General features: G+C 71.3%; 25 protein-coding genes. 9 read left to right on the plus strand and 16 right to left on the minus strand.

Annotated elements, in window-relative coordinates; all coding sequences use genetic code 11:
• Positions 1-38 precede the first annotated feature (38 nt).
• Together C5H89_RS03950 and C5H89_RS03955 are read right to left on the minus strand one after the other, a co-directional pair.
• Positions 39-1,436 carry a glycine--tRNA ligase gene (locus C5H89_RS03950; protein ID WP_104105796.1) on the minus strand — a complete coding sequence of 466 codons (1,398 nt, stop codon included), beginning with the start codon at positions 1,434-1,436 and terminating at the stop codon, positions 39-41.
• Positions 1,437-1,486: 50 nt separating this feature from the next.
• Complete coding sequence (locus tag C5H89_RS03955) at positions 1,487-1,807, minus strand: antibiotic biosynthesis monooxygenase family protein (protein WP_104105797.1); 321 nt, start codon at positions 1,805-1,807, stop codon at positions 1,487-1,489.
• A 62-nt stretch (positions 1,808-1,869) separates the two neighbouring features.
• Between C5H89_RS03955 and C5H89_RS03960 the strand changes: the two genes are divergently transcribed.
• The 5 genes from C5H89_RS03960 to C5H89_RS03980 are packed head-to-tail and all read left to right on the plus strand — an operon-like array spanning position 1,870 to position 5,852.
• Positions 1,870-2,811, plus strand: coding sequence for a metal ABC transporter substrate-binding protein (locus tag C5H89_RS03960; RefSeq protein ID WP_104105798.1), 942 nt, complete (start codon positions 1,870-1,872; stop codon positions 2,809-2,811).
• Complete coding sequence (locus C5H89_RS03965; protein WP_104105799.1) at positions 2,805-3,647, plus strand: metal ABC transporter ATP-binding protein; 843 nt, start codon at positions 2,805-2,807, stop codon at positions 3,645-3,647. The genes C5H89_RS03960 and C5H89_RS03965 overlap by 7 nt, the downstream gene beginning before the upstream one ends.
• Positions 3,644-4,654: a metal ABC transporter permease gene (locus C5H89_RS03970; protein WP_345840636.1), complete on the plus strand. Its 1,011-nt coding sequence runs from the start codon at positions 3,644-3,646 to the stop codon at positions 4,652-4,654. Before C5H89_RS03965 ends, C5H89_RS03970 begins: the two co-directional genes overlap by 4 nt.
• Entirely contained in the window at positions 4,641-5,060 is a 420-nt protein-coding gene (locus C5H89_RS03975) for a Fur family transcriptional regulator (protein WP_104105800.1), read from the plus strand. The genes C5H89_RS03970 and C5H89_RS03975 overlap by 14 nt, the downstream gene beginning before the upstream one ends.
• A gap of 27 nt (positions 5,061-5,087) precedes the next feature.
• Positions 5,088-5,852: an isoprenyl transferase gene (locus C5H89_RS03980; protein WP_101526215.1), complete on the plus strand. Its 765-nt coding sequence runs from the start codon at positions 5,088-5,090 to the stop codon at positions 5,850-5,852.
• Positions 5,853-5,868: 16 nt separating this feature from the next.
• Here C5H89_RS03980 and recO read toward each other — a convergent pair whose 3' ends face one another.
• Together recO and C5H89_RS03990 are read right to left on the minus strand one after the other, a co-directional pair.
• Positions 5,869-6,597 carry a DNA repair protein RecO gene (recO, locus tag C5H89_RS03985; protein WP_101524840.1) on the minus strand — a complete coding sequence of 243 codons (729 nt, stop codon included), beginning with the start codon at positions 6,595-6,597 and terminating at the stop codon, positions 5,869-5,871.
• Positions 6,598-6,615: 18 nt separating this feature from the next.
• Positions 6,616-7,473: an alpha/beta hydrolase gene (locus C5H89_RS03990; RefSeq protein WP_104105882.1), complete on the minus strand. Its 858-nt coding sequence runs from the start codon at positions 7,471-7,473 to the stop codon at positions 6,616-6,618.
• Positions 7,474-7,554: 81 nt separating this feature from the next.
• Here C5H89_RS03990 and C5H89_RS03995 point away from each other — a divergent pair, with 81 nt between their 5' ends.
• The gene (locus tag C5H89_RS03995) at positions 7,555-10,356 is read left to right on the plus strand and encodes an ATP-binding protein (RefSeq protein ID WP_104105801.1); all 2,802 of its coding nucleotides are present in this window, start codon (positions 7,555-7,557) and stop codon (positions 10,354-10,356) included.
• Between the two features lie 22 nt (positions 10,357-10,378).
• On the opposite strand, the gene leuA is transcribed toward C5H89_RS03995, so the two are convergent.
• The gene (gene leuA, locus C5H89_RS04000) at positions 10,379-12,148 is read right to left on the minus strand and encodes a 2-isopropylmalate synthase (protein ID WP_104105802.1); all 1,770 of its coding nucleotides are present in this window, start codon (positions 12,146-12,148) and stop codon (positions 10,379-10,381) included.
• Between the two features lie 240 nt (positions 12,149-12,388).
• Here leuA and C5H89_RS04005 point away from each other — a divergent pair, with 240 nt between their 5' ends.
• Together C5H89_RS04005 and C5H89_RS04010 are read left to right on the plus strand one after the other, a co-directional pair.
• On the plus strand, positions 12,389-12,880 hold the full coding sequence (locus C5H89_RS04005) for a flavodoxin (protein ID WP_104105803.1): 492 nt from the start codon (positions 12,389-12,391) through the stop codon (positions 12,878-12,880).
• The gene (locus tag C5H89_RS04010) at positions 12,877-13,701 is read left to right on the plus strand and encodes a septum formation family protein (protein ID WP_104105804.1); all 825 of its coding nucleotides are present in this window, start codon (positions 12,877-12,879) and stop codon (positions 13,699-13,701) included. Before C5H89_RS04005 ends, C5H89_RS04010 begins: the two co-directional genes overlap by 4 nt.
• 12 nt (positions 13,702-13,713) lie before the next feature.
• Here C5H89_RS04010 and era read toward each other — a convergent pair whose 3' ends face one another.
• The 10 genes from era to C5H89_RS04060 form a co-directional block, all read right to left on the minus strand.
• Complete coding sequence (gene era, locus C5H89_RS04015) at positions 13,714-14,643, minus strand: GTPase Era (RefSeq protein WP_101524847.1); 930 nt, start codon at positions 14,641-14,643, stop codon at positions 13,714-13,716.
• The gene (locus C5H89_RS04020) at positions 14,640-15,413 is read right to left on the minus strand and encodes a siderophore-interacting protein (protein WP_104105805.1); all 774 of its coding nucleotides are present in this window, start codon (positions 15,411-15,413) and stop codon (positions 14,640-14,642) included. The genes era and C5H89_RS04020 overlap by 4 nt, the downstream gene beginning before the upstream one ends.
• A gap of 13 nt (positions 15,414-15,426) precedes the next feature.
• On the minus strand, positions 15,427-16,710 hold the full coding sequence (locus C5H89_RS04025) for a cyclopropane-fatty-acyl-phospholipid synthase family protein (protein WP_104105806.1): 1,284 nt from the start codon (positions 16,708-16,710) through the stop codon (positions 15,427-15,429).
• Positions 16,707-18,077, minus strand: coding sequence for an FAD-binding oxidoreductase (locus C5H89_RS04030; protein WP_240181691.1), 1,371 nt, complete (start codon positions 18,075-18,077; stop codon positions 16,707-16,709). Before C5H89_RS04030 ends, C5H89_RS04025 begins: the two co-directional genes overlap by 4 nt.
• A 72-nt stretch (positions 18,078-18,149) precedes the next feature.
• Positions 18,150-18,497, minus strand: a complete 348-nt coding sequence (locus C5H89_RS04035; protein WP_104105808.1) for a cytidine deaminase — start codon at positions 18,495-18,497, stop codon at positions 18,150-18,152.
• Complete coding sequence (locus C5H89_RS04040; protein WP_104105883.1) at positions 18,490-19,824, minus strand: hemolysin family protein; 1,335 nt, start codon at positions 19,822-19,824, stop codon at positions 18,490-18,492. The genes C5H89_RS04035 and C5H89_RS04040 overlap by 8 nt, the downstream gene beginning before the upstream one ends.
• Positions 19,821-20,282: an rRNA maturation RNase YbeY gene (ybeY, locus tag C5H89_RS04045; protein ID WP_104105809.1), complete on the minus strand. Its 462-nt coding sequence runs from the start codon at positions 20,280-20,282 to the stop codon at positions 19,821-19,823. Before ybeY ends, C5H89_RS04040 begins: the two co-directional genes overlap by 4 nt.
• Positions 20,279-21,307: a PhoH family protein gene (locus C5H89_RS04050; protein WP_104105810.1), complete on the minus strand. Its 1,029-nt coding sequence runs from the start codon at positions 21,305-21,307 to the stop codon at positions 20,279-20,281. The genes ybeY and C5H89_RS04050 overlap by 4 nt, the downstream gene beginning before the upstream one ends.
• Positions 21,308-21,421: 114 nt before the next feature.
• Positions 21,422-22,597: a hypothetical protein gene (locus C5H89_RS04055; protein WP_240181692.1), complete on the minus strand. Its 1,176-nt coding sequence runs from the start codon at positions 22,595-22,597 to the stop codon at positions 21,422-21,424.
• 8 nt (positions 22,598-22,605) lie between these two features.
• The gene (locus tag C5H89_RS04060) at positions 22,606-22,965 is read right to left on the minus strand and encodes a histidine triad nucleotide-binding protein (protein ID WP_104105812.1); all 360 of its coding nucleotides are present in this window, start codon (positions 22,963-22,965) and stop codon (positions 22,606-22,608) included.
• A gap of 113 nt (positions 22,966-23,078) precedes the next feature.
• Here C5H89_RS04060 and C5H89_RS04065 point away from each other — a divergent pair, with 113 nt between their 5' ends.
• Positions 23,079-24,065: a Gmad2 immunoglobulin-like domain-containing protein gene (locus tag C5H89_RS04065; RefSeq protein ID WP_104105813.1), complete on the plus strand. Its 987-nt coding sequence runs from the start codon at positions 23,079-23,081 to the stop codon at positions 24,063-24,065.
• Here the strand turns inward: C5H89_RS04065 and C5H89_RS04070 are convergent.
• Positions 24,052-24,804, minus strand: a complete 753-nt coding sequence (locus C5H89_RS04070) for a 16S rRNA (uracil(1498)-N(3))-methyltransferase (protein ID WP_104105814.1) — start codon at positions 24,802-24,804, stop codon at positions 24,052-24,054. The two genes, C5H89_RS04065 and C5H89_RS04070, sit on opposite strands and share 14 nt — an antisense overlap.
• Between the last annotated feature and the right edge of the window lie 4 nt (positions 24,805-24,808).

Genomic DNA, 24,808 nt, shown 5'->3' on the forward strand with positions numbered 1-24,808 from the left:
ATTGTCGCCGGAGCGTGGCGGCCGTCGCGAATCGTGCCTCAGCAGCCCACCAGGCGCTCGGCGAACCAGCGGGTGATCCCGTCGAGGCTGATCCGCTCCTGGTGCATGGAGTCACGCTCGCGCACGGTGACGGCGTCGTCCTCGAGGGTGTCGAAGTCGATCGTCACGCAGTACGGCGTGCCGATCTCGTCCTGCCGGCGGTAGCGGCGGCCGATCGCACCGGAGTCGTCGAAGTCGACGTTCCAGTTGCGGCGCAGCTCGGCCGAGAGCGCCTTCGCCTTGGGGCTGAGGTCGCTGTTGCGGCTGAGCGGCAGGACCGCGACCTTGATCGGGGCCAGGCGCGGGTCGAGCCTGAGCACGGTGCGCTTGTCCACCCCGCCCTTGGTGTTGGGGGCCTCGTCCTCGGCGTACCCGTCGACGAGGAAGGTCATCAGGCTGCGGGAAAGCCCGGCGGCCGGCTCGATCACGTACGGCATGTAGCGCTCGCCCGCGGCCTGGTCGAAGTAGCTCAGGTCATGGCCGGAGTGCTTGGAGTGGGTGGAGAGGTCGAAGTCGGTCCGGTTGGCGATCCCCTCGAGCTCACCCCACTCGGAGCCGGCGAACCGGAACCTGTACTCGATGTCGACGGTGCGCTTGGAGTAGTGGCTCAGCTTCTCCTGCGCGTGCTCGTAGTGACGCAGGTTGTCGGGGTTGATGCCGAGGTCGGTGTACCAGCGGGTGCGCTCGTCGATCCAGTACTGGTGCCACTCCTCGTCCTCACCGGGCTTGACGAAGAACTCCATCTCCATCTGCTCGAACTCCCGGGTGCGGAAGATGAAGTTGCCCGGAGTGATCTCGTTGCGGAAGCTCTTGCCGATCTGCGCGATGCCGAACGGGGGCTTCATGCGGCTGGAGGTGACCACGTTGGCGAAGTTGAGGAAGATGCCCTGGGCGGTCTCGGGCCGCAGGTAGTGCATGCCCGACTCGTCCTCGGTGACGCCGAGGTAGGTCTTCAGCATCCCGGAGAACTGGCGCGGCTCGGTCCAGGCGCCGCGGGTGCCGCAGTTGGCACAGGCGACCTCCTTGAGGTCCACGTCGTCCGGGTCGGCGATCCCCTTCTTCTCCGCGTACGCCTCCTGCAGGTGGTCCGCGCGGTAGCGCTTGTGGCACGACTGGCACTCGGTCAGCGGGTCGTTGAAGGTGTCGACGTGACCGCTGGCCTCCCAGGTCTGGCGCGGCAGGATCACGCTGGAGTCGATGCCGACCATGTCGTCACGGCTCTGGACCATGGACTTCCACCACTGGCGCTTGATGTTGTCCTTGAGCTCAACGCCCAGCGGCCCGTAGTCCCACGCCGACCGGGTCCCGCCGTAGATCTCCCCGCAGGGAAAGACAAAGCCCCGTCGCTTGGCGAGGGAGACGACGTTGTCGACAGTTGATGCGGGCGGCTTGGCCACGGTGTTGGCTCCTGGTGCAGCACGGCCGGCTGGCTACCGGCCTGGAACACTCAGCCTATCGACCGGCTTCGCTGCTCGTTGAGGGCGGCACCCGGGACCACGCGCTCGTAGGCACTGGGTTCGTCGATCGCACGGCTCAGCACCGGCACGGCGGTGATCTTGACGTCGTAGGACGACAGGGCCCGCCGGTAGGAGCCCACGTCCTTCCACTCCGTCGACAGCACCCACAGAGTGGGGTCGTCCACGTTGCACCCGATCGCCCCGTGCAGGTGGCCCCGCTGGCCGGCCAGGGCCTCCAGGGCGGCCTGGAGCTCGACCCGGAAGACCTCGGCATCGGACTGGTCGACTCGGAACCTGCTGACCACGATCACCCTCCGAGCCTAGGGCAGCCGCCGTTTTGACAACGATTCTCACCCGCTTGAGAATCGTTCTCATGCTTTCTGCGCTGCGCACCGCTCCGGCCATCGGTCTGCTGACCGCCGCCGTGGCGCTCACCGGCTGCGGCGCCCTGGCGGATGACTCCGAGGGGATCACCGTGGCTGCGGGCTTCTACCCGCTGGCCTACGTCGCCGAGCAGGTGGCCGGCGACCACGCCGAGGTCGTCAACCTCACCAAGCCCGGTCAGGAGCCCCACGACAGCGAGCTGACCATCGCCAAGACCGCCGCGATCGCCCGCGCCGACCTCGTCATCGTCTCCGGGGGATTCCAGCCGCCCGTGGAGGCCGGGGTCGAGCAGAATGCGACCGGGGCGGTGCTCGACGTGGCCGAGGTCCTCGACCTCGAGCCGGCAGCCGGGGCCGACGGGGACGAGCACGGCTCGCAGGAGGGGCACGAGGGCCATGACCACGGCGACCTCGGGGACCTGGACCCGCACTTCTGGCACGACCCGTTGCTGATGGCCGACCTGGGGGACGAGGTCGCCGACGAGCTCGCCGACCTCGACCCCGAGCACGCCGAGGACTACCAGCAGAACGCGGCCGCACTGCGGGAGCGGCTCACCGAGCTGGACCAGGAGTTCACCGACGGGCTCGCGCGCTGCGAGCGGGACACCGTGGTGGTCAGCCACGACGCCTTCGGCTACCTGCGCCGGTACGGGCTGGAGTTCGAGCCCATCGCCGGGCTCTCCCCCGGCGCCGAGCCCACCCCGGCCGACCTGCAGCGCCTGCAGCGCCTGGTCCGCGACAACGGGATCACCACCGTCTTCTCAGAACGACTCGCCAGCTCGGCCATGGCCGACTCGCTGGCCGACGACCTGCAGGTGAGGACCGACGTGCTCGACCCGATCGAGGGCCTGACCGAGGACACCGCCGACGAGGACTACGTCTCGCTGATGGAGGCCAACCTCCGGGTCCTGCGCAAGGCCAACGGATGTTGACCCCTCACCCGGACCCCTCACTGGGGGTTGCCCCCGTCGAGGCCCGCAACGTGGCGGTCAGCATCGACGGCCGCCCGGTCATCCGCGGCGTCGACCTGCGCGTGGAGCCCGGGGAGTTCGTCGCCCTGATGGGCGCCAACGGCTCGGGCAAGTCCACGCTGGTGCGAGCCCTGACCGGACTCCGCCCGCTCGCCAGCGGCTCGGTCTCGCTCTTCGACGAGCCGCTGGAGTCGTTCTCCGCCTGGCACCGGATCGGGTTCGTGCCCCAGCGCTCGGGAGCCACCTCGGGCGTGCCGGCGTCGGTGTGGGAGCTGGTGGCCTCGGGCCGGCTCACCCGCCGCAAGCTCTTCAGGCCGCTGTCCTCGCAGGACCGACGGATCGTCTCCGACGCCCTCGAGGTCGTGGGCCTGGAACAGCTCGCCGGAGCCGGGATCGCGACCCTGTCCGGGGGACAGCAGCAGCGGGCCCTGATCGCCCGCGCCCTCGCGGGCCAGCCGGAGCTGTTCTTCCTCGACGAGCCGACCGCCGGGGTCGACCTGCCCAACCAGGAGGCGCTGGCCGACGCTCTGCGCGTCCTCTCCGAGCGCGGCGCCACCATCATCCTGGTGGCCCACGAGCTCGGTCCGCTGGCGGAGCTGATCGACCGCAGCGTGGTGATGCGCGACGGTCGCGTCTCCTACGACGGCCCCCCGCTGGACGACCACGAGGTGCACGAGGTGCACGCCCAGCTCGGCGCGCACGGCCACCACCACCAGCCGGCCCGGCAGCACGACCACGCCCCGCACGTCGCCTCCCCCCTGGACACCGGGTCCTTCGACCGCGAGGAGCGCACGTGACCAGCGACCTGGCAGCACTCTTCTCGCTGCCCTTCATGCAGCGGGCTCTCCTGGCCGCGTTCTTCACCGGACTCGCGGCGCCGGCGGTGGGCACCTACCTGGTGCAGCGCCGCATGGCACTGATGGGCGACGGCCTGGGCCACGTCGCCGTGACCGGGGTGGCCATCGGCCTGGTGACGGGGTTCGCCCCGACCTGGACCGCCGTGGCCGCCGCGGTGGTGGGAGCCGTCGCGATCGAGGTGATCCGCGAGCGCGGCAACACCAACGGCGACCTGGCCCTGGCGCTGCTCTTCTACGGCGGGCTCGCGGGCGGGATCTTCGTGGCGGGGCTCGGCGGCGAGACCACCGCGGGGCTCCAGCAGTACCTGTTCGGGTCGATCACCACGACCTCGGTCACCGACGTCCTGGTCACCGTCGCGCTGGCCGTGGCGGTCATCGTGCTGTGCGTGGGGCTGGGCCCCCAGCTGTTCGCGATCACCCAGGACCAGGAGTTCGCCCAGGTGGCCGGTCTCAACGTCCGGGCCTACAACCTGATGATCGCGGTCCTCGCAGCCGTCTCGGTGACCGTGGCGATGCGCACCGTGGGGCTGCTGCTGGTCTCGGCGCTGATGGTGATCCCGGTCGCCACCGCCCAGCAGCTGACCAGGTCCTTCCGATCCACGCTGCTGATCAGCATGGGCCTGGGGGTGACGGCCTCCCTCGGCGGCCTCGTCGTGGCCGCCGTGGCGTCGTACCAGGCCGACGTGGCCCCGGGCGCGACCATCGTGCTGCTCAGCCTGCTGTGCTTCGCGCTCGCCTGGCCGGTCGGCGCGGCTCTGCGCCGTCGGGAGCGGGACCGTGTCCCCTTCCCCGCGGACCAACCGTCCGACCACGTGCCCAGCAGCACGCACCCGCACGTCCACGGCGAGGAGTGCGGCCACCGGGCGATCGCCCACGGCGACCACGTCGACTACGTCCACGACGGGCACCGTCACGCACCCCACGGGAGTCACTATGACGAGCACTGAGCCCCCGAGCGAGGCCGGGGCGGGCCTGCGGCCCACCAGGCAGCGGACCGCGGTGACCGAGGCCCTGGCCAGCTATCGCGACTTCCGCTCCGCCCAGGAGATCCACGACCTGCTGGCGGTCAAGGGGGAGCGCGTCGGGCTGGCGACCGTCTACCGCACGCTCGCCGCGCTGGCCGAGGCGGGCGTGGTCGACATCCTGCGCAACGAGGACGGCGAGGCGATCTACCGGCGGTGCTCCACCACGCACCACCACCACCTGGTGTGCCGCTCGTGCGGCGCCACCGTCGAGGTGGAGGGGCCGGCCGTGGAGCGGTGGACCCAGTCCATCGCCGCGGAGCACGGGTACGCCGACATCAGCCACGACCTGGAGATCTTCGGCACCTGCCCCGGTTGCCGCACCACCTAGAGCGGCCCCGCACTAGGCTCGGTGCTCGTGAAGCGCGAGGTTCGACCCCCCACCCCCCACCCCTCCGGCGCCCAGCCCCCGCGCCTGCCGTCGGAGCTGGTGCCCCGGCACGTCGCGATCGTGATGGACGGCAACGGACGATGGGCCAAGGAGCGAGGGCTGCCCCGCACCCGAGGCCACGAGCAGGGCGAGTCGAGCCTCTTCGACGTGGTGGAGGGAGCGATCGAGATCGGCGTCAAGGCGATCTCCGCCTATGCCTTCTCCACCGAGAACTGGTCGCGCTCACCCGAGGAGGTCCGCTTCCTGATGGGCTTCAACCGCGACGTGATCCGACGGCGCCGCGACGAGATGCACGAGCTGGGCGTCCGGGTCCGGTGGGGCGGCCGGGCTCCCCGCCTGTGGTCCTCGGTGATCAAGGAGCTGAAGATCGCCGAGGAGCTGACCCGGGACAACGACGTGCTGACCCTGACGATGTGCGTCAACTACGGCGGTCGCGCCGAGATCGCCGACGCGGTGCGGGCCATCGCCCGCGAGGTCGCGGAGGGCCGGATCAAGCCGGACCGCATCACCGAGAAGGTGATCGCCAAGCACCTCTACGTCCCCGAGTGGTCCGAGGCCGACCTCATCTGGCGCACCTCGGGCGAGCAGCGCCTGTCCAACTACATGACGTGGCAGTCGGCCTACAGCGAGCTCGTCTTCTCCGACGTGCTCTGGCCCGACGTCGACCGCACCCACCTGTGGGCCGCGGTCGAGGAGTACGCCCGGCGCGACCGCCGCTACGGCTCGGCCTGAGGCGTGCTCGCGCGGCTCAGCGCTCGACGTACTCCAGAGAGCGGAGCCCGCGCTCCAGGTGCCAGGCCAGGTAGGCCGAGACCAGCGTGCTGGCCTCCTTGAGGTGCCGGGGATCGGCGGTGTCGACCACCGCCCAGTCCCCCGACAGCAACGCCCCGAGCAGCAGCAGCGTCTCTGCCGCCGGCGCCGCCGAGCCCGGGACCCGGCACAGCGTGCACAGCACCCCGCCGGCGGCGGGGTTGAAGAAGCGGTGCGGGCCACCGGTGCCACACCGCACGCAGTGGTCGAACGAGGGCGCGTACCCGGCCACCGACAGCGACCGCAGCAGGTAGGAGTCGAGCACCTGGCTCGCCCTGTGCTCCCCGGCCACCATGGCGCGCAGGCCGCCCACGAGCAGCAGGAACTGCTGCACCGCCGGCTCCTTCTCCTCCATCACCAGCCGCTCCGCGGTCTCGAGCATCACGGTCCCGGCGGTGTAGCGGTCGTAGTCCAACCCCAGCCCGGACCGGAAGGGTGAGAGGGTCTCGGCCTGGGTGATCGTGTCGAGGGAGCGCCCCTGCGCCAACTGCAGGTCGACATGGGTGAACGGCTCCAGCCGGGAGCCCCAGCGCGAGGTGGTACGCCGTACGCCCTTGGCGACCGCGCGGACCCGGCCGTGGTGGCGGGTCAGGAGGGTGATGATGCGGTCGGCCTCACCCAGCTTGTGGGTGCGCAGCACGACCGCCTCGTCGCGGTAGAGGGACACCGCACCATTGTGCCTCGCTCAGTGGGCAGTTCCACGTCGCCGGGGGCGTGTCCGGCGCACGTCCCAGGCGTCGAGCACGAACCGCACGGCCTCCGCGTCCAGCCGCTCCGGCGCCAGGCGCCACTCCATGATGCTGCGCGCCCGGACGAACCGGCTGCGGGGCAGCTCGCCGGCCAGCATCTCCGCGTCGGCCACGGGATGCAGCGGATCCGCGTCGTGTCCCACGACCAGCACCGGGACCCCGATGCTGCGTCGCTGCTCGGCCGAGGGGGCGAGGCTCCCGAAGAGCACCCCGTGCAGGACCGCGGCGAGCGGTCCGGAGCGCTGGTTGCACGAGTCCAGCCACACCCCGGCCCAGAACGGGACGACCCCGCGAGGAACCGCCCTGGTCGCGCGGCGGACCGCGGCGACGGTGAAGGGCGCGAAACGCGCCGCGAGCAGGAGCGGGGTACCGGCCAGGAGCCCGACGGTCAGCGCGTTGTCCAGCAACGGCATCTCCACGACCAGCCCACGCACCCGGTCAGGGGCCGACACCGCCACCTGGAGCGCCACGTTGGCCCCTAGGGACGTGCCGCCGACCACGGCCCGCTCGGCGCCCAGGTGGTCGAGCAGCGCCAGCACCTGGGCGGCGAAGGCGGGCACCGAGTAGGCCGGCGGATCCGCCGGCCGATCGGACCGGCCGTGGCCCAGCAGGTCCAGGGTGACAACGTGCAGGCCCTGCGACGCCAAAGTCCGGGCGAGGGGCTGCTGGACCCTGCGGGTCATCAGCTGCGGGTGGAGCAGCACCACGAAGCGCTCACCGGCCCCGAACTCGGTGTACTCCAGTCGGTCGCCGGTGTCGAGGAAGAACTGCCCGATGCGCTCCGAGACCAGCATGGTCACCCAATCTAGCGACCCGGCGGGACACGTTGCCCATTCTCGCCATGATTCGGCGTCCGGCCTGAGACACTTCGACCCATGTCGACTCGGGTGCGCGAGGTCGAGGACGTCTGGGCCGTGCTGCTCCTGGTCGTTCTCGTCTTTGCCGCAGGTTGCTTCGCTCTGGGAGTGGCCTCCCCCGGCACGACGGCGCTCGTGACGTGGTGGCCGGCCGCGGGGGTCGCCACCATGCTGGCCACCGTCTCCCGCCCCTCGTGGTGGTGGTGGGTGCTGCCGGCCATCGGGGTGGCCAACGCCGGCGCCAACCTGCTCTTCGACAGGCCGTGGGGCATCGCACTGGTCCTCTCCCTGGTCCTCATGGTCGAGGCGGTGGTGTTCAGCCTCGTCCTGCGACTGCGGCAGGGCGGGCTCGCCGTGATGGCGACCCAACGCGACGTGCTCCGGCTGACCGTGGCCGCGACCGCCTCGGCCTGCGCGGGCGGCCTGCTGGGAGCCGTGGTGCTGCCCTGGGTGGGGAGCACCGCGACGTTCGGCGACCTGCTGCTGACCCTCACCCCCTCCCACGTGGCGGCGATGCTGGTCGTGGCCCCGGTGGTGATGAGCCTGCGCCGCCCGCTGCTGCCGATCCTGACCTGGGAGCTGGTGCTCCAGGCCACCTCCCTCAACCTCGCGGTGCTGGCCACGTTCTGGCTGGGCCAGCAGGTGGCTCTGACGTTCGTCCCACTCCCCTTCGTCGTGTGGGCGGCGTTCCGCTTCGGACTGCGGGTCGTCGCCTGGCAGCTGATGATCGTGGCGGTGGTCGCCACGTCCTCGACCGCCCTGAAGCACGGCCCCTTCGCGGTCGGCTTCTCAGACGACGTCTCGGGGCGACTGGAGGCGGCGTCCCTGGTGCAGGTCTTCCTGGTCTGCATGGTGCTCATCTGTGTCCCCCTGGCGGTCAACGTCGAGCAGGGTGTCCGGCTCACCGACCGGCTGCGAGCCAGCAGCAACCTGTTCCGGACGAACTTCGCCGAGTCCCTGGTCGCGATGCTGGTGCTCAGGGACGGCCGCGCCGGGCTGGAGGTCTTCGATGCCAACCACCGGGCCGCGGAGCTGCTGGACCGCGACGTCGCCGAGATCGTGGGCTCCGCGCTGGCCGACCTCGTGCTCACCGACCTCCCCCTGGGCCTGGCCGCGGACCGGATGAAGCGTGGCGAGCTCGACGCCTGGCGCGACGAGGGCAGCCTGACCCACCGTCCCACGAGCCGCGTGGCCCTGAGCATCGCCCGCCTCTCCGGCGGCGACGGCGAGTCGATGTACAGCGCGCAGCTGATGGACCTGACCGCCGAGCGGGACGCGATGGCCGGTCTCCAGGCGGAGCGGCAGCTCAGCGAGATGATGCTGGCCACCACCGCCTGCATGATCCTGGTGACCGACATGGACGGGTCGGTGCTGCGCGCCAACCCGGCGGTGACCCAGATCCTGGGCCACCGCAACGAGGCCCTGGTCGGGCATCCCCTGTGGGAGGTGATGGTCCCGCCGTCGCTGCGCGAGGGGGTCAGGAGGATGTTCCAGGACTCCGAGGGGGCCGGCATCCCCCGCTCGAGCGAGAGCACCGCCAGGGACACCAGGGGTGTCGAGCACCGGATCGCGTGGACCACCGGGGTGGTGCGCGACCAGGCGGACCGGGCCAGCCACCTGGTGCTGACCGGTCTGGACATCACCGCGGAGCGGCACGCCTCCGGCCTGATGAGGCACCTGCTGCAGGCGGCGCTGACCACGGCGCTGATCGGGGTCGACCTGCGCGGCTGCATCACGCTGTTCAACTCAGGCGCTCGGACCCTGCTCGGCCAGGAGCCGGAGGAGGCTGTGGGCACGGCCTTCCTCGACCTGCTGGCCCCCGAGGATCTGGCCGGCTGGGCGGACGGGCACGCCGCGGCGCCCACCTTCGACCTGGTGGTGGAGCACCTGGTCGACGAGCCCGCCCGGGAGTGGCGCTGGGCCCACGCCGACGGCCGACACAGCCTGGTCTCCATGACCCTGACGTCGGTCCGGGACCACGCGGGCGCGTTGATCGGCTACCTGTGCGTCGGCAGCGACGTCACCGAGATGGTGCAGATGCAGGAGATGCTCATGAAGGCCCTGGACAAGGAGCGCCAGGTGGTCGAGCGGCTCAAGGACCTCGACTCGGCCAAGGACGACTTCGTCTCCACCGTCAGTCACGAGCTGCGGACCCCGGTGAGCAGCATCGTGGGCTACACCGAGCTGCTCCAGGACGGGGACTTCGGAGACCTGACCCAGCAGCAGGTGCCGGTCCTGGACGCGATCAGCCGCAACGGTGAGCGGCTGATCACCCTGGTGGACAACCTGCTCGCCCTCAGCGGCCTCTCCAGCGACGCGCTGACCTGGGACCATGCCAGCACCGACCTGGCCGAGGTGGTCCTCGGCATCCAGCGCCGGTTCGCCGGGTACGTCGGCCAACGCCGACTCGAGGTCACCTTCACCGTCCCCGACGTGCCCGTGCTGGTCGAGGGGGACTCCGGCCAGCTGGACCGCGCCCTGCTCAACCTGCTCAGCAACGCGGTCAAGTTCACCGAGGACGGCGGTCGGATCAGCTGCTGCCTGACCACCGATGACGATCACGCGGTCCTGGTCGTCCGCGACGACGGGCTCGGCATCCCCCGGGAGGAGCAGGCCAACCTGTTCGGTCGGTTCTGGCGCAGCTCCACCTCCCAGGCCCGGCACATCCAGGGCACCGGCCTCGGTCTCTCGCTGGTGCACGCCGTGGTGACCGCGCACCGGGGCGCCATCGACATCGAGTCCGAGCACCTCCAGGGCACCACGGTCCGGGTCCGGATCCCACTGCAGCGAGTGCCCAGCAAGGATGTGTCCACCGTCTAGCGGTGGACACACCCCGCTGGTCTCAGGCGCGGTTGATGGCGCTGACCACGGCCTTGAGGGACGCCGTGACGATGTTCGGGTCCAGGGCCACGCCCCACAGGACCTGGTCGCCGACGGCGCACTCGACGTAGGCCGCCGCGATGGCGTCGCCGCCGGAGGAGAGCGCGTGCTCGTGGTAGTCCAGGACCCGCACGTCGCCCCGGTCCAGGTAGGCCGGGTTGCCCGCCTCCTGCTCGGCTGCGACCAGCTCGTTGATCGCCGCCACGAACGCCGCGATCGGGCCGTTGCCCTCCCCGGTCAGGGTGCGCGACGTGCCGTCGACGAAGACGTTGACGCTGAGCCGGTCCTTCTCCCCCGCCGACGAGGAGGTGTGCACCGAGTCCAGGCGCAGGGGCTCCTCGCGGTGCAGGTACTCGGCCTGGAATACCGACCAGATGGCCTCGGGGGTGACCTCGCCGCCCTCGGCGTCGGTCCGCTCCTGGATGACCCGGCTGAACTCGATCTGCGCCCGGCGCGGCAGGTCGAGCTTGTGCTCGGACTTCAGGATGTAGGCCACCCCGCCCTTGCCCGACTGGCTGTTGACCCGGATGACCGCTTCGTAGGTCCGACCCACGTCCTTGGGGTCGATCGGCAGGTACGGCGCCTCCCACGGCATCTCGCCGACCGGTACGCCGCGCTCGGCGGCCTGGCGCTCCAGGTCCTCCAGCCCCTTCTTGATGGCGTCCTGGTGCGACCCGGAGAACGCCGTGTAGACCAGGTCGCCGGCGTAGGGGTGACGGGGGTGGACCGGCAGGTTCGTGCAGTACTCGACCGTCCGGCGTACCTCGTCGATGTCGGCGAAGCTGACCTGCGGGTCGATCCCCTGGCTGAACAGGTTCATGCCGAGGGTGACCAGGCAGACGTTGCCGGTGCGCTCGCCGTGGCCGAAGAGGCATCCCTCGACCCGGTCGGCGCCAGCCATCAGGCCCAGCTCGGTCGCGGCCACCGCCGTGCCCCGGTCGTTGTGCGGGTGCAGGCTGATGGCGCTGTGCTCGCGCCGGGTCAGACCGCGGCCGAAGTACTCGATCTGGTCGGCGTAGGTGTTGGGGGTCGACATCTCCACCGTGGCGGGCAGGTTGAGGATGATCTCGCGGCCGGCCTCCGGCTGCCAGACGTCGGAGACGGCCTCGCACACGTCGAGGGCGAAGTCGGTGTCGGACTGGGTGAAGATCTCGGGGCTGTACTGGTAGCCGAAGTCGCCGGTGCCGACCAGGTCGCCCAGGAACTCCTCGGCGTACTTCATCACCATCTCGGTGCCCCGCACGGCGATGTTGCGGCACTCGTCGGGGGTGACGCCGAAGACGACCCGCTGGAACAGCGGAGCGGTCGCGTTGTAGAGGTGCACCGTGGCCCGGTCCGCGCCGACCAGCGACTGCACGGTGCGCTGGATCAGGTCCTCGCGCGCCTGGGTGAGCACCGAGATCTGTACGTCGTCGGGGATCCGGTCGGTCTCGATGAGCTGGCGCACGAAGTCGAAGTCGGTCTGGCTCGCGCTGGGGAAGCCGACCTCGATCTCCTTGTAGCCCATGGCGACGAGCAGCTCGAACATCGCCATCTTGCGCGGCGGCGTCATCGGGTCGATCAGCGCCTGGTTGCCGTCACGCAGGTCGGTGGAGAGCCAGCGGGGAGCGGCGGTGATCTTCTTCGTCGGCCAGGTCCGGTCGGGCAGGTCGACGGGCACGAACGGCTGGTAGCGCGCGAACGGCATCGCGCTGTGAGACTGACGGTTGCTGCTGTTGCTCAGGTTGGTCATGGCGGCTTCCTCGCAGGGGGCTGACGGGCGACCGGCGCGCGGCACACTCCGCAACGAGGGGGCCGGCGGGTTCAGGCCTCGTTGCGGCAGCGAAGGAGCAGTCGTCGCATCATGACGTCCTCACCCTACGCCGCGACGTCCCCCGGCGCAGCCGTAGGGTCCGGATGCTGACTCGCTCGTCGGGGTCGCGGCCCGCCACGCCGCCGCCGGGGCCGTGCCGGGCCGCCGTAGGCTCGACCCATGCCTCGCCTGCTCGTGGTCCACCACTCGCCCAGCACGAACGCCGCTCGGTTGAGCGAGGCCGTCGCCGCGGGGACGGTTGATCCGGCGGTCCGCGACGTCGAGGTCGTCGTGCGCAGCGCGCTGACCGCCACCGCCCAGGACGTGCTGTCCGCCGACGGCTACCTCCTCGGGACCACCGCGAACTTCGGCTACATGAGCGGCGCCCTGAAGCACTTCTTCGACACCGTCTTCCTCGAGGCCGGCGGGGCGCTCAGCGAGGACGGCTCGGCCGGCCCGGGGGCCGGCGGACGGAAGCCGTTCGGCCTGTGGGTGCACGGCCGCTACGACACCACGGGGGCGACCAGGTCGGTGCTCGCCATCGCCGGCGCGCTGCCCTGGCGGCAGGCCGCCGGCGTGCTGGAGGTCCTGGGCGAGGTCGGGGAGCCCGAGGTGGAGTCCGGCTACGAGCTCGGCGCCACGCTGGCCGCACTCGTGCAGGAGCCCTCATGAGAAGCGTCCTGGCGGCACTGGCACTGGCCCTGGCACTCTCCGCCTGCACGGGCGAGGACCCGGGCGGCGACGAGGCGCCCGGGGGTCCCTCAGCGAGCAGCTCCGAGACAGCGCCCACGGCGAAGCGGCCCCGAGCACCCCGGCAGGGCGCCTGCTACCGGTTGCGCCTCGACGACGCCCTGTCCCCCACCACCACGCGCAAGCCAGTGCCCTGCCGCCGCCGCCACACCGCCCAGACCTTCCACGTCGGCCGCCTCGACCTCAAGCAGCGCGGGCGCACACGCCGGGTGGACGCCCCCGCCGTCCAGCGACAGCCCGCGCGCCGCTGCCCCGCCCGGTTGCCCGGCTTCCTCTCCGGGTCGCGCGACCAGCTGCGGCTCAGCATGCTCACTGCCGTCTGGTTCACCCCGACGCTGCCGGACGCCGAGGCGGGCGCCAGGTGGTTCCGGTGCGACGTCGTGGTGCTCGGGCGCGGCGGCGCGCTGGTGCCGCTGCGGATCGGCCTGCGCGGAGCGCTGGCCGACCCCGACCTGCGCGAGCGGTTCGCGATGTGCGCCACGGCCGCTCCCGGCACCAAGGGGTTCCGCCGCGTGCCGTGCGGGCAGAGGCACTCGTGGCGCGCCGTGCAGACCGTCGACCTGCCGGGCCGCAGGTATCCCCCGGCTCCGCAGATGACGGCCCGGATGGACGCTCCCTGCACCGCGGCCGCGCAGGAGTACGCCGACGACCCGCTGGACTACACCTGGGCCGAGGAGCGCCCGACCCGCTCCCAGTGGCGAGCCGGTCAGCACTACGGGACCTGCTGGGTCCCGCAGAACTGACCCGGTGCTCGGCTAGAAGCCGAGCTTGCGCAGCTGACGCGGGTCGCGCTGCCAGTCCTTGGCGATCTTGACCTGCAGGTCCAGGTAGACCGGAGTGCCCAGCAGCGCCTCGATCTGGAGGCGGGCCGCCTTGCCCACGTCGCGCAGCCGGGACCCCTTGTGACCGATCATGATGCCCTTCTGGGAGTCCCGCTCGACATAGAGGTTGGCGTAGATGTCGAGCAGCGGCTTGTCCTCGTCCCGGCCCTCGCGCAGGTTCATCTCGTCCACGACGACCGCGATGGAGTGCGGCAGCTCGTCGCGCACCCCTTCCAGCGCCGCCTCCCGGATGAGCTCGGCCACCAGGACCTGCTCCGGGGCGTCGGTGAGGTCACCGTCCGGGTAGAGCTGCGGGCCCTCCGGCAGCAGCCCGACCAGCAGGTCCGCCAGCAGCCCCACCTGACTGCCGTCCACGGCAGAGACCGGGACGATCTCGGCCCACTCGGTGTCCGTCTCCACGCCGAGCGCGGCGATGTCGAGCAGGTGCTGCCCGATCTGCTCGGGGGTCGCCAGGTCGGTCTTGGTGGCGATGGCGACCTTGATGGTGCGCCGCACCTTGCCGAGCTCGCGCACGATGAACCGGTCCCCGGGGCCGATCTTCTCGTTGGCCGGGAAGCAGACGGCGACCACGTCCACCTCCGCCCAGGTGGTCTTCACCAGGTCGTTGAGCCGCTCCCCCAGCAGGGTGCGGGGCCGGTGCAGGCCCGGCGTGTCGACCAGGATCAGCTGGGCGTCGGGGCGGTGCACGATGCCCCGCACCACGGTGCGGGTGGTCTGCGGCTTGGAGGACGTGATGACGACCTTGCTGCCCACCATCGCGTTGGTCAGCGTGGACTTGCCGGCGTTGGGGCGACCGACGAACGACACGAAGCCGCTGCGGTGGGTCGGGGTGGTCTCGGTCATCGGTCCTCCCGGGCGGAGTCGTAGTCCGCCCAGATCTGCTCGTCGGTCCGGTCGGCAGCCTTGCCGGCCCGGTAGATCGGACCCGGGTCCACGGCGCGGGGCTGCCGCACCGCGTTCCCGCGCCAGTAGCCCATCACGTCGTACGCCGTGCCGGGGAGGTTGCGGACCCGCATCAGGTGCTTGCGGATCGCCCGCATCTGCCCCGACTCCCCCGCCATCCAGAAGTAGCCCGGCCCCGGGGGCCAGTCGATGCGCTCGACCACCTCGGCCAGGGACGAGTCGCCGCCCGCCGGGGGCCGTAGCCAGGTCGTGTCCCGGCCGGCGGGCAGGTAGTCGGCCAGGTCGTCGGGGACCTCGGCCCAGATCCGGGTCGGCAGCGCCACGGACTCGGTGATCCGGGCCATCGCCGGCAGGGCGGTCAGGTCCCCGACCAGGATGAGCCACTCCGCGTCCGGCGGCAGGGCGAACGAGCCCTTGGGCTCGCTGATGGTGACTGTGCTCCCGGTGCACTCGCCGGCGGCCCACTCGGTGACCAGGCCGACGTCGTGCATCACCACGTCCAGGGTCAGGCTCGCCCCGTCCCAGTCGCGCACCGTGTAGTAGCGGCTCTGGAACTGTCCCGGGACCACCAGCCCCACCCACTCGTCGGGCACTCCGGTGCTGGTGAACTCCGCCAGACCCGGCCCGCCCAGGACGAGTCGCACCAGGTGCGCGGAGAGCTGCTCACGCCGCAGCACCTGCGCGGTGTACTGCCTGGCCCGGGTGCTCACCGGGCAAATCTAGTCACCAGTGCGGCCGCAGCCCGAATCCGTTGCTCCCTGAGGCGTCGGTGCGCAACGCCAGCACCTGGTGCAGCTGGATGTTGTTGCGCTCGAAGGCCAGCCGCGAGCCGGCCATGTAGAGGCCCCAGACCCGTGCCGTGGCCTCCCCCACCTCGGCGACGCAGGCGTCCCAGTTGGCCTGCAGGTTCGCGCACCAGTCCCGCAGGGTCAGCGCGTAGTGCGGCCGCAGGTTCTCGCTGTGCACCACTTCCAGCCCGGCGTCCTGGGCGGCGGTGATGATCCGCCCGGATCCGGTCAGCTCCCCGTCGGGGAAGACGTAGCGGTCGATGAAGGCGCCAGTGTCCACCCGCCGGTTGTGCGGCCGGGTGATCGAGTGGTTGAGGAGGCGGCCGCCCGGACGCAGGCGGCTGGACAGGAACTCGAAGTACGCCGGGTAGTTGCTGACCCCGATGTGCTCGGTGAGCCCGATCGAGCTCACCGCGTCGAAGTCGGACTCGGTGACCTCCCGGTAGTCGCCGTGCCGGATCTCCACCAGGTCCTCCACCCCGGCGCGGACGACCTCCTCCTGCGCCCAGGCTGCCTGCGCCTCGGAGAGGGTCACGCCGAGCCCTCGCACGCCGTGCTCACGCGCCGCGTGGATCACCATGCCGCCCCACCCGCAGCCCACGTCGAGCAGCCGTTGGCCCGGGGCCAGACCCAGCTTGTCCGCGACCAGCGCGAACTTGGCCCGCTGCGCCTCCTCCAGCGTCGCCTGGGGGCTGGGGTACACAGCGCAGGTGTAGGCCATCGAAGGTCCGAGCACCATCTCGTAGAAGCGGTTGGACACGTCGTAGTGGTGCTCGATCACCACGGCGTCGCGCGACAGGGAGTGCCGCAGCCCCTCGATGCTGCGGCGCCAGCGGGGCAGGTGCTCCTGGGGCGGCGGTGGCGGCGGCACCAGGTGCGAGAGCCCCAGGGCGCGCAGCAGCGAGATCAGCTCGGTCGGGCTGGGAGTGCGGAACCGGGTGTGGTCCTGCAGGAAGCTCAACAGGGCGTGGGGGTCACCAAGTGGCACCCCGACCATGTCGAGGTCGCCAGAGACGTAGGCACGGGCCAGGCCCAGGTCCCCCGGTGCGGTCAACATGTAGCTGAGACCACGCTCGTTGCGCAGCTCCAGCTGGAACGAGGCGTCCGCAGGACCGGCCGAGCTGCCGTCGTAGGCGGTGAAGCGCACCGGCAGTCCGTCGCGCAGCAGCGAGTCCAGCGCCTCGGCGATGGTCATGGTCCGGGTCAACGTCAGGCTCATGGGCGTCGCACCACCTTGTCGTAGAGGTCGGTCAGTCGGTCGTCAGGATCGAACCGTCGCTTGATGGCCGCCAGCTGCTCACCGCCGTACAGGCGATCGAAGGTCTCGCGGTCGTAGAACGCCTCGGAGTACAGGGACTTGTGTCCCGACAGCTCTCCGACGCGTCTCTCCACGGCGCGGTTGAGCGGGGCCAGCGGCGCGGTCGGGCCCACTGGCACGGTGCCCCAGAAGCCGACGTTGAGGTACGTCGTCCCGGGCCGCATCGGGTAGGTGGGCCAGGCCTTGGCGCCACGCAGACGCACCGGGCACAACCACACCGGCCGCATCCCGATCTCGGAGTCGAACCACGCCAGGAACTCCGCCAGCCGGTCCAGCGGCACCTCCACGTCCTGGATCACCCGCTCCCGGGCCGGCCGCCCGGCCCGGCGGTCCAGCCGGTCGACGACGCCGTGGCGTCGGTCCAGGCCCACCAGCCGCTGGTAGACGTCGGAGCGCCGCCAGCGGCGCGGCCAGAGCCTCCTGACCAGCGGGTGCTCCAGCCCGAAGGCTCGGCTGCACCAGAACCAGTCGGTGTCCCAGCGCCACAGGTAGTCGTGGCTGGTGAGCAGGTCGTGGCCGCGCTCGGCCACCGACCGGTAGTAGATGTGCCGCCCGGTGTAGTCCGACACCCGACCTCCGGGTGCCTCGAACCGGGCCAGCGTGAGCCGCAGGTCGGAGGGTGAGAACCCCACTCCGTCGACGGCGTCCACCCGATGCCCCTGCCACGCCCGCGTGGCGACCACCTCCTCCACCGCCCCGGCCAGCGCGGCGGCGTCGGAGAATCGCAGGTGTCGCAGCGCGACGTGGCCGCCGATCGGCTCGAGCTCGATCTTGAGCCGGGTGGCGTAGCCCAGGGACCCGAGGGAGTTGGGGAAGGCGTCGAACAGCTCGTCGCCGGGACGACAGGTCACCACCTCGCCGGAACCCACGAAGACGTCCATCTCCAGCACCGACTCGTGCGGCAGCCCGTTGCGGAAGCTGGTCGACTCGATGCCGAGGCCGCTGACCGCTCCGCCCAGGGTGATCGTGCGCAGCTGGGGCACGACCAGGGGCATCAGTCCGTGCCGCAGGGTTGCCTCGACCAGGTCCTCGTAGGTGCACATCCCCTGCACCTGGGCGGTGCGGGAGACGGGGTCCACCTCCAGCACCCCGGCCAGTCCGCTGACGTCGAGGCCGTGGGTGGCCCGCTCGCGCGGGCGGAACAGGTTGCTGGTGCTCTTGGCCAGCCGCACCGGGGCGTCGGGCGGAAGGTCTGCGTACGAGGCCCGGAGCCGGGCGACAGCGGCCAGGTGGCGCTGTCCCTCCTCGGGAGCTACGTCGAGGCTCACCCTCAATACCATAGGGGCGCAGAGCGCCTGGGGCGACCCCTGATACGCGGGATAGACCGGCGGCCCGTGGGCTCAGCCCGCGGAGGTGGTGCTGGCCACGATCGTGCCCCGGGGGTCGCCCAGATGCACCACGACCGTCGGCCCCGCGAACTCGGAGAGGGGCGCGCGGTCGGCCGGCGCGAGGTCGGTCTCGGCGCCCAGCACCACGGCGGCCTCCAGGCCACCGGCCCCGGAGGCGACCGCCATGGCCAGGCACACCTGGAGCGCGCTGAGCTGCAGGGAGGGCAGGTCCACGGTGGCCGCGGCGTAGGTCCGGCCGTCGCTGTCGCGCACCGCCGCCCCCTGGGCCGCGCCCACGCGGGCACGGGTCGCACGGGCCAGCGTCACCAGCTTGGCGTCCTCGGCAGACAGGTCAGACATCGCTCTCCTCCGGATACTCGTTCCTGCGCCGCTCGGGGGCGTCGTCCTCGTCGGCGACGTGGGGCGCTCCCGAGGCCAAGCTGATCAGCACCGTGGCCACCTTGTTGCGTCGGCCAGAGGGCCGCTCGGCCTCGAACCGCAGCCCGTGCACCTCGACCGAGGACCCCGGGATCGGCACCTTGCCCAGGTGCTTGGCCATCAGTCCGCCCACGGTGTCGACGTCGTCGTCGATGACGTTGATGCCGAAGAGCTCGTCCAGGTCGTCGACCGGATAGCGGGCCGAGACCCGGGTTCCGTCCTCGGTGACCACGATCTCGTCCTCCGCCTCGTCGTACTCGTCGGTGATCTCGCCGACGATCTCCTCGAGCACGTCCTCGATCGTCACCAGCCCGGCGACGCCGCCGTACTCGTCGACCACCACGGCGATGTGCTGGCGCGAGGCCTGCATCTCGGCCAGCAACGCGTCCACCGGCTTCGAGTCCGGCACGTGGTGCACCGGCCGCATCACCTCCTCGATGCGCTGCACGGTCTCTGCCTCGGGGTCCTCGAAGTCGCGCCGCACGATGTCCTTGAGGTAGGCCATGCCGACGATGTCGTCGAGGTTCTCCCCGATCACGGGCACCCGGGAGTATCCGCTGCGCAGGAAGAGCGACATCGTCTGGCGCAGGTTCTTGTGCCGCTCCACGTACACGATGTCCGGGCGCGGCACCATCACCTCACGGGCGATCGTGTCCCCGAGCTCGAAGACCGAGTGGATCATCTTGCGCTCGCCCTCCTCGATCACCGCGGAGGCCTCGGCCAGGTCGACCAGCTCGCGCAGCTCCGTCTCGGTGGAGAACGGACCTCGGCGGAAGCCCCGACCCGGCGTGATCGCGTTGCCCACCAGGATGAGCAGCTGCGGGACCGGACCCAGGATCCGGGTCACCGCGACCAGCGGGGGTGCCAGGAGCAGGGCCACGGTGGCGTCGTGCTGGCGTCCCAGCGTGCGAGGCGCCACCCCGATGAAGACGAACGAGACCAGCAGCATCACCGCCAGGGACGATCCCAGGGTCCGCCACCAGGCCCCGTCGAAGAGGTCGTGGAGCCACAGGGAGACGATGACCGTGGCGGCGATCTCGAAGAGCAGCCGCAGCATCAGCACCGTGTTGAGGTACCGCGGAGCGTTGTCGAGGATCTGCAGGACCCGGCGGGCACCGCTCCGTCCCTCGACCAGCAGCTCCTCGGCACGCGCTCGCGAGAATCCCGCCAGCGCTGCGTCCGCAGCGGAGAAGAGTCCTGCGAACACCACCAGCACGGCGGCGATGGCGGGAGGCCAGACCTCGTTCACCGCGCTGAGGTCTGGGCGCGCCAACGGGCCAGGAGCTGGTCCTGCAGCGCGAACATCGTCTTGTGCTCCTCGGGCTCGGCATGGTCGTAGCCGAGCAGGTGCAGGATGCCGTGCACGGTGAGCAGCTCGATCTCCGCCTCGGTGCCGTGGCCTGCGGCCTCGCCCTGGCGCCGGGCCACCTCCGGACACAGCACCAGGTCGCCCAGGACGCCCTCCTCAGGCTCCTCGTTGACCAGGCCGGGACGCAGCTCGTCCATCGGGAAGGCGAGCACGTCCGTGGGGCCCTCCTTCTCCATCCACTGCTCGTTGAGCTGCGCGATGGTCTCCTCGTCCACGGCCTTGATGCACAGCTCGGCCAGGGGATGGACCCGCATGGCGTCCATCACGAAACGGCTCAGGCCGGCGAGCGCCTTGACGTCCAGCTCGTGTCCGGACTCGTTGAGGACCTCGATGCTCAACTGTGGTGCTCCCTCGACTTGGCAACCCGACGCTGGGCCTGCTGCACGCCGTTCTCGCTGCGCGCGTCGAACTCGTCGTACGCCGCCACGATCTTGCCGACGAGCCGGTGGCGGACGACGTCGTGGCTGGTGAGCCGGTTGAACGAGACGTCCTCGACGCCCTCTAGGATGCCCTCGACCACCTTGAGCCCGGACTTGGTGCCGCCGGGCAGGTCGACCTGGGTGACGTCTCCGGTCACCACGATCTTGGAGCCGAAGCCGAGCCGGGTCAGGAACATCTTCATCTGCTCGGGAGAGGTGTTCTGGGCCTCGTCGAGGATGATGAACGCGTCGTTGAGCGTCCGCCCGCGCATGTAGGCCAGCGGCGCCACCTCGATGGTCCCGGCGGCCAGCAGCTTGGGGATCGTCTCGGGGTCGATCATGTCGTGCAGCGCGTCGTAGAGCGGCCGTAGGTAGGGGTCGATCTTCTCGCTCAGCGTGCCGGGAAGGTAGCCCAGCCGCTCCCCCGCCTCCACCGCGGGACGGGTGAGGATGATGCGGGTGGCCTGCTTGCTGGTCAGTGCTTGCACGGCCTTGGCCATCGCCAGGTAGGTCTTGCCCGTGCCGGCCGGCCCGATCCCGAAGGTGATGGTGTGCTTGTCGATCGAGTCGACGTAGCGCTTCTGGTTCAGCGTCTTGGGGCGGATGGTGCGGCCGCGGTTGGACAGGATGTTGAGCGAGAGCACGTCGGCCGGGCGCTCGGTGGTCTCCTGCCGCAGCATCGCGATGATCCGCTCCACGGTCTCGGTGGTGATGCCCTGGCCGGTGCGCAGCATCGCCACGATCTCGTCGACGAGTCGCTCGGCGAGCGTGATCTCGCCCGCGTCCCCGTGGAAGGTGATGCGGTTGCCACGCACGTGCACCTCGGCGTCGAACGAGTCCTCGATCAGCGAGAGGTGCTCGTCACCGGGTCCCAACAGGCTGACCATGTTGATGCTGGCGGGTACGACAACGGTGTGCTTGGTGGTGAGTGGCGTCTCAGTCATGGATGCCCCGGGCGGGCGGCCTTTCGCGTCGGCAGGTCGAGATGGCCAATCCTACGCCGAGGCCATCACCCGGGCGCAGTCGGTTTACGCCCACCAGGTGCGCCGCCCCACCGGTCATGGCCTGCTGTACTGGAGCATCCCCAGGCACATCTCGTCGGTGGTGCCCTCGCCCCACACGACGTAGCGGTCGGGCTGTCCCTCGAAGGAGGGCAGCTGGTCCCGCAGCCACTGCACGTGGCGACAGCTCACCGTCACCGTGTCCTGGGGTTGCAGGGCCACCGGCTTGATGGGGATGCCGCCTTGCTGGTCGAAGTCCCACACCGGGATGTCCAGGACCGTACGGGCCCGATCGGTGCCGGCGTTCACCTCGATCTTCAGCTGTCGACCGAGCAGGTGCATGTGCCCGGCGACCCCGTGGATGGTCATGGGCTCCTTGACGGTCCGCTTGCAGGACTGCCAGGCGCCGGGATCGATCTCGCCACAGAGCAGGTGCAAGATGTCTGCGGTGCTGCCCTCCTTCTCGCCGAAGCGCTCCTTGACGTCGGCCAGGGCCACGTCGCGGTCGCACAGCTCGCCGTCGGCGTGCTCGGGCCGGCACGGCAGCTCCACCGGAGCCGGGAGCAGCATGGTCGTCAGCGGCGTCATCTGCTTGCTCACCGGCGCCAGGCGCAGCTGGGTGGCGCTCACGTCGGCGCGGGTGCCGGCCAACAGGTTGTAGTGGACCTGCATGACGATGCGCGAGCCCTTCTCCAGCCGCTTGCCGTAGCCGGGCTTGGTCACCGTCTCCTTGCCCCCGGGGGCCCAGGCCGCCAGCCACGGCGCGTCGTCGATCTGCGCGGACGGGGTGAGACCGGTCCCTCCGAAGCAGGTCCAGCCCGGGCCGTCCTCGACGCCGTCGAAGATCTCGGCCTTCCGGACCAGGTCGGGCGGCACCTCGAAGAGGATCACGTGGTGCACGACGTCCGGGTTCCCGGGCAGCACCTGCGTGCCGGTGAGGTACTTGTCCTCCTCCAGACCCGGATCGAGCAGGAAGCACCGGTAGTCGTCGGTGCCGACCCCGGTCGGCGCCGAGGCGGTGTAGGGCTCCTGCATCGCGACGGTCACCCGCTCCTCGCCGGGGCGGAGCTTCTTGCCCCCGACCACGGGTGCGTCGGTGTGGGGGTGCGAGGCGTCCTCGGCCGAGCTCCCCGCCGCCGGCGTGTCGCTCCGCGCCGGCGCTGCCTCGTCGTCGCCGCCACAGGCGGTGAGCAGCGCCAGCGGAAGCACGGCCGACAGCAGTGCGGCACGCACCCGGCGGCTCATCCGGGCGGCCAGTTCATGGGACGCCCACCCAGGACGTGGAGGTGGGTGTGGAACACCGACTGCCCGGCCCCGGCACCGGTGTTGAACACCAGTCGATAGTCACCCGCCAGCCCCTCGGACTCCGCCACCTTGTCGGCGACCTCCACCAGCTCGGCCAGTCCCGAGGGGTCGTGCCGGGCGAGCTCCACCGCGTTGGCGTGGTGGCTGCGGGGCACGACCAGCACGTGGGTCGGCGCCTGCGGCATGGTGTCGCGGAAGCAGAGGGCAGTGTCGGTGCTGAGCACCACCTCGGCGGGCACGTCACCCCTGACGATGCCGCAGAACAGGCACTCGGCGGTGTGGCTCGGATCACTCATGGGGTCACTTTGACACGTCGCCAGGCCGCTGTCTCCCCCTCTCCGCCCGATGTCTGGCGCGGGCCCGGCGTGGCAGGGGCGCCGAGCCCGCGCCTGCTGGCAGATTCGTGGCCATGACCGGACTCCGCCGACGAACTTCCCAGGCCCAGGCCCTGGCCCGCCCCCTGGCCCGCTCCCTGACGCGGACCCTGGCCGCGACCGCTCTCCTCGCGGCGGCCACCGGATGCGCGGCCCAGCGCGCCGATCCCGAGACCCGGCCCGCGGCGGACAGCCCCTCGTCCGTGGCCCAGGATCCCTCTGTCTCCTCCAGCCCGACACCCGCCCCCGCCGAGACCGCGGACCCCGAGGCCGAGGGTCCTGCGACGTCGGTGCCGGCCGAGCGGACCACGGTCGGGGTGTACTTCGTCGGGGACGCACCCTCGGGACCGCGCCTCTTCCGCGAATTCCGCTCGGTGTCCGCGGACGACCCGCTTGCGGAGGCTGCGGCGCTGCTCACCTCCGGTGACGTGCTGGACCCCGACTACCGCACCTTGCTTCCCCGCGGTTCGTTCGGCTCCGTCCGGACGAGCGACGGCCTGCTCGTCGTGGAGCTGGCCGACGGCGCGTGGGTCAAGCGCCCCCGGGGCATGAGCCGGGCGCACGCCGAGCTCGCCGTCCAGCAGTTGCTGCACACGCTGCAAGCCGTCATCCAGGCGCGCGCGCCGATGACCGTGCTGCTCGGCGGCGAGCCGAGCACCCTGCTGGGGGTGCCGACCGCCGGTGGGGTGACCAACGCGGACCCGCTGGAGGTGCTGGGCCTGGTCAACGTCACCAGCCCCGAGCAGGACTCGCGGCTGAGCGGGTCCTTGCGCGCCAGTGGGGTGGCGAGCTCCCCCGAGGCCAACGTCCCCTGGGAGATCCGTCGCGGCCAGGACGTCGTACTGAGCGGCTTCGCCACCGCGCAGGGCTGGATGGACAAGCTCTACCCCTGGCAGACCGAGGAGATCGACCTCTCCGGCCTGGCACCCGGGCGCTACACCTTCGTGGCCTCGACCGACGACCCTTCCGACGGCGAGGGCCACGGGCCCACCACCGACTCCAAGGACTTCACCCTGCGGTAGTCCCAGCGCCCCAGCGCGAGGTGCGCGACATCAGCGCACCGAGGGCCACCACGCCCGCGGTCGAGGTGCGCAGCACCTCGGACCCCAGTCGCACCGGCACCACGCCGGCGAACGTCTCCAGCTCCTCGGCACTGATCCCGCCCTCGGGGCCCACGACCACCACGACATGGCCCTTCGCAGGCAGCTCGAGCTCTGCGACGGTGGCGGTTGCCTCCTCGTGCAGCACCACCGCGACGTCGGCCGCGGCCAGCAGCGCGGCCACCTCCGAGGTGGAGGCGAGCGGCGCGACCTCGGGAAACCAGGCCCGCCGCGCCTGTTTGGCCGCCTCCCGAGCGGTGGCGGCCCACTTGGCGTGGGACTTCACCGCCCGCTCGCCGCGCCAGACGGCGACGCTGCGGGAGGCCGCCCACGGCACGATGCGGTCGGCACCGACCTCGGTCAGCACCTCGACGGCGAGCTCGCCGCGCTCCCCCTTGGGCAGTGCCTGGACCACCGTGAACCACGGTCCGGCGCGGACCACGCTCTCCCGGTCCTCGACCCGCACCTCCAGAGAGCGCTTGTGGGCCCCGGTGACCTCGCCGGTGACGCGCAGCCCGGCGCCGTCGGTGAGGACGAGCCGCTCGCCGGCGCGCAGCCGACGTACGGCGACGGCGTGGTGGGCCTCGTCCCCGGTCACCTCGACGGTGTCGCCGGGTCGGACGTCGACCAGGGTCGGCACCCAGTGGACCGGCAGGGACACGACA

This window comes from Nocardioides sp. 616 (genome assembly GCF_002930065.1).
Classification (GTDB): domain Bacteria; phylum Actinomycetota; class Actinomycetes; order Propionibacteriales; family Nocardioidaceae; genus Nocardioides; species Nocardioides houyundeii.

Bases quoted from the DNA above. Each gene is read 5' to 3' on its own strand.
- C5H89_RS03960 (WP_104105798.1), top strand. From the start codon at position 1,870: ATGCTTTCTGCGCTGCGCACCGCTCCGGCCATCGGTCTGCTGACCGCC.
- C5H89_RS03965 (WP_104105799.1), top strand. From the start codon at position 2,805: ATGTTGACCCCTCACCCGGACCCCTCACTGGGGGTTGCCCCCGTCGAG.
- C5H89_RS03975 (WP_104105800.1), top strand. From the start codon at position 4,641: ATGACGAGCACTGAGCCCCCGAGCGAGGCCGGGGCGGGCCTGCGGCCC.
- C5H89_RS03990 (WP_104105882.1), bottom strand. From the start codon at position 7,473: ATGCTGGTCTCGGAGCGCATCGGGCAGTTCTTCCTCGACACCGGCGAC.
- C5H89_RS03995 (WP_104105801.1), top strand. From the start codon at position 7,555: ATGTCGACTCGGGTGCGCGAGGTCGAGGACGTCTGGGCCGTGCTGCTC.
- leuA (WP_104105802.1), bottom strand. From the start codon at position 12,148: ATGACCAACCTGAGCAACAGCAGCAACCGTCAGTCTCACAGCGCGATG.
- C5H89_RS04005 (WP_104105803.1), top strand. From the start codon at position 12,389: ATGCCTCGCCTGCTCGTGGTCCACCACTCGCCCAGCACGAACGCCGCT.
- C5H89_RS04010 (WP_104105804.1), top strand. From the start codon at position 12,877: ATGAGAAGCGTCCTGGCGGCACTGGCACTGGCCCTGGCACTCTCCGCC.
- era (WP_101524847.1), bottom strand. From the start codon at position 14,643: ATGACCGAGACCACCCCGACCCACCGCAGCGGCTTCGTGTCGTTCGTC.
- C5H89_RS04025 (WP_104105806.1), bottom strand. From the start codon at position 16,710: ATGAGCCTGACGTTGACCCGGACCATGACCATCGCCGAGGCGCTGGAC.
- C5H89_RS04035 (WP_104105808.1), bottom strand. From the start codon at position 18,497: ATGTCTGACCTGTCTGCCGAGGACGCCAAGCTGGTGACGCTGGCCCGT.
- C5H89_RS04050 (WP_104105810.1), bottom strand. From the start codon at position 21,307: ATGACTGAGACGCCACTCACCACCAAGCACACCGTTGTCGTACCCGCC.
- C5H89_RS04060 (WP_104105812.1), bottom strand. From the start codon at position 22,965: ATGAGTGATCCGAGCCACACCGCCGAGTGCCTGTTCTGCGGCATCGTC.
- C5H89_RS04065 (WP_104105813.1), top strand. From the start codon at position 23,079: ATGACCGGACTCCGCCGACGAACTTCCCAGGCCCAGGCCCTGGCCCGC.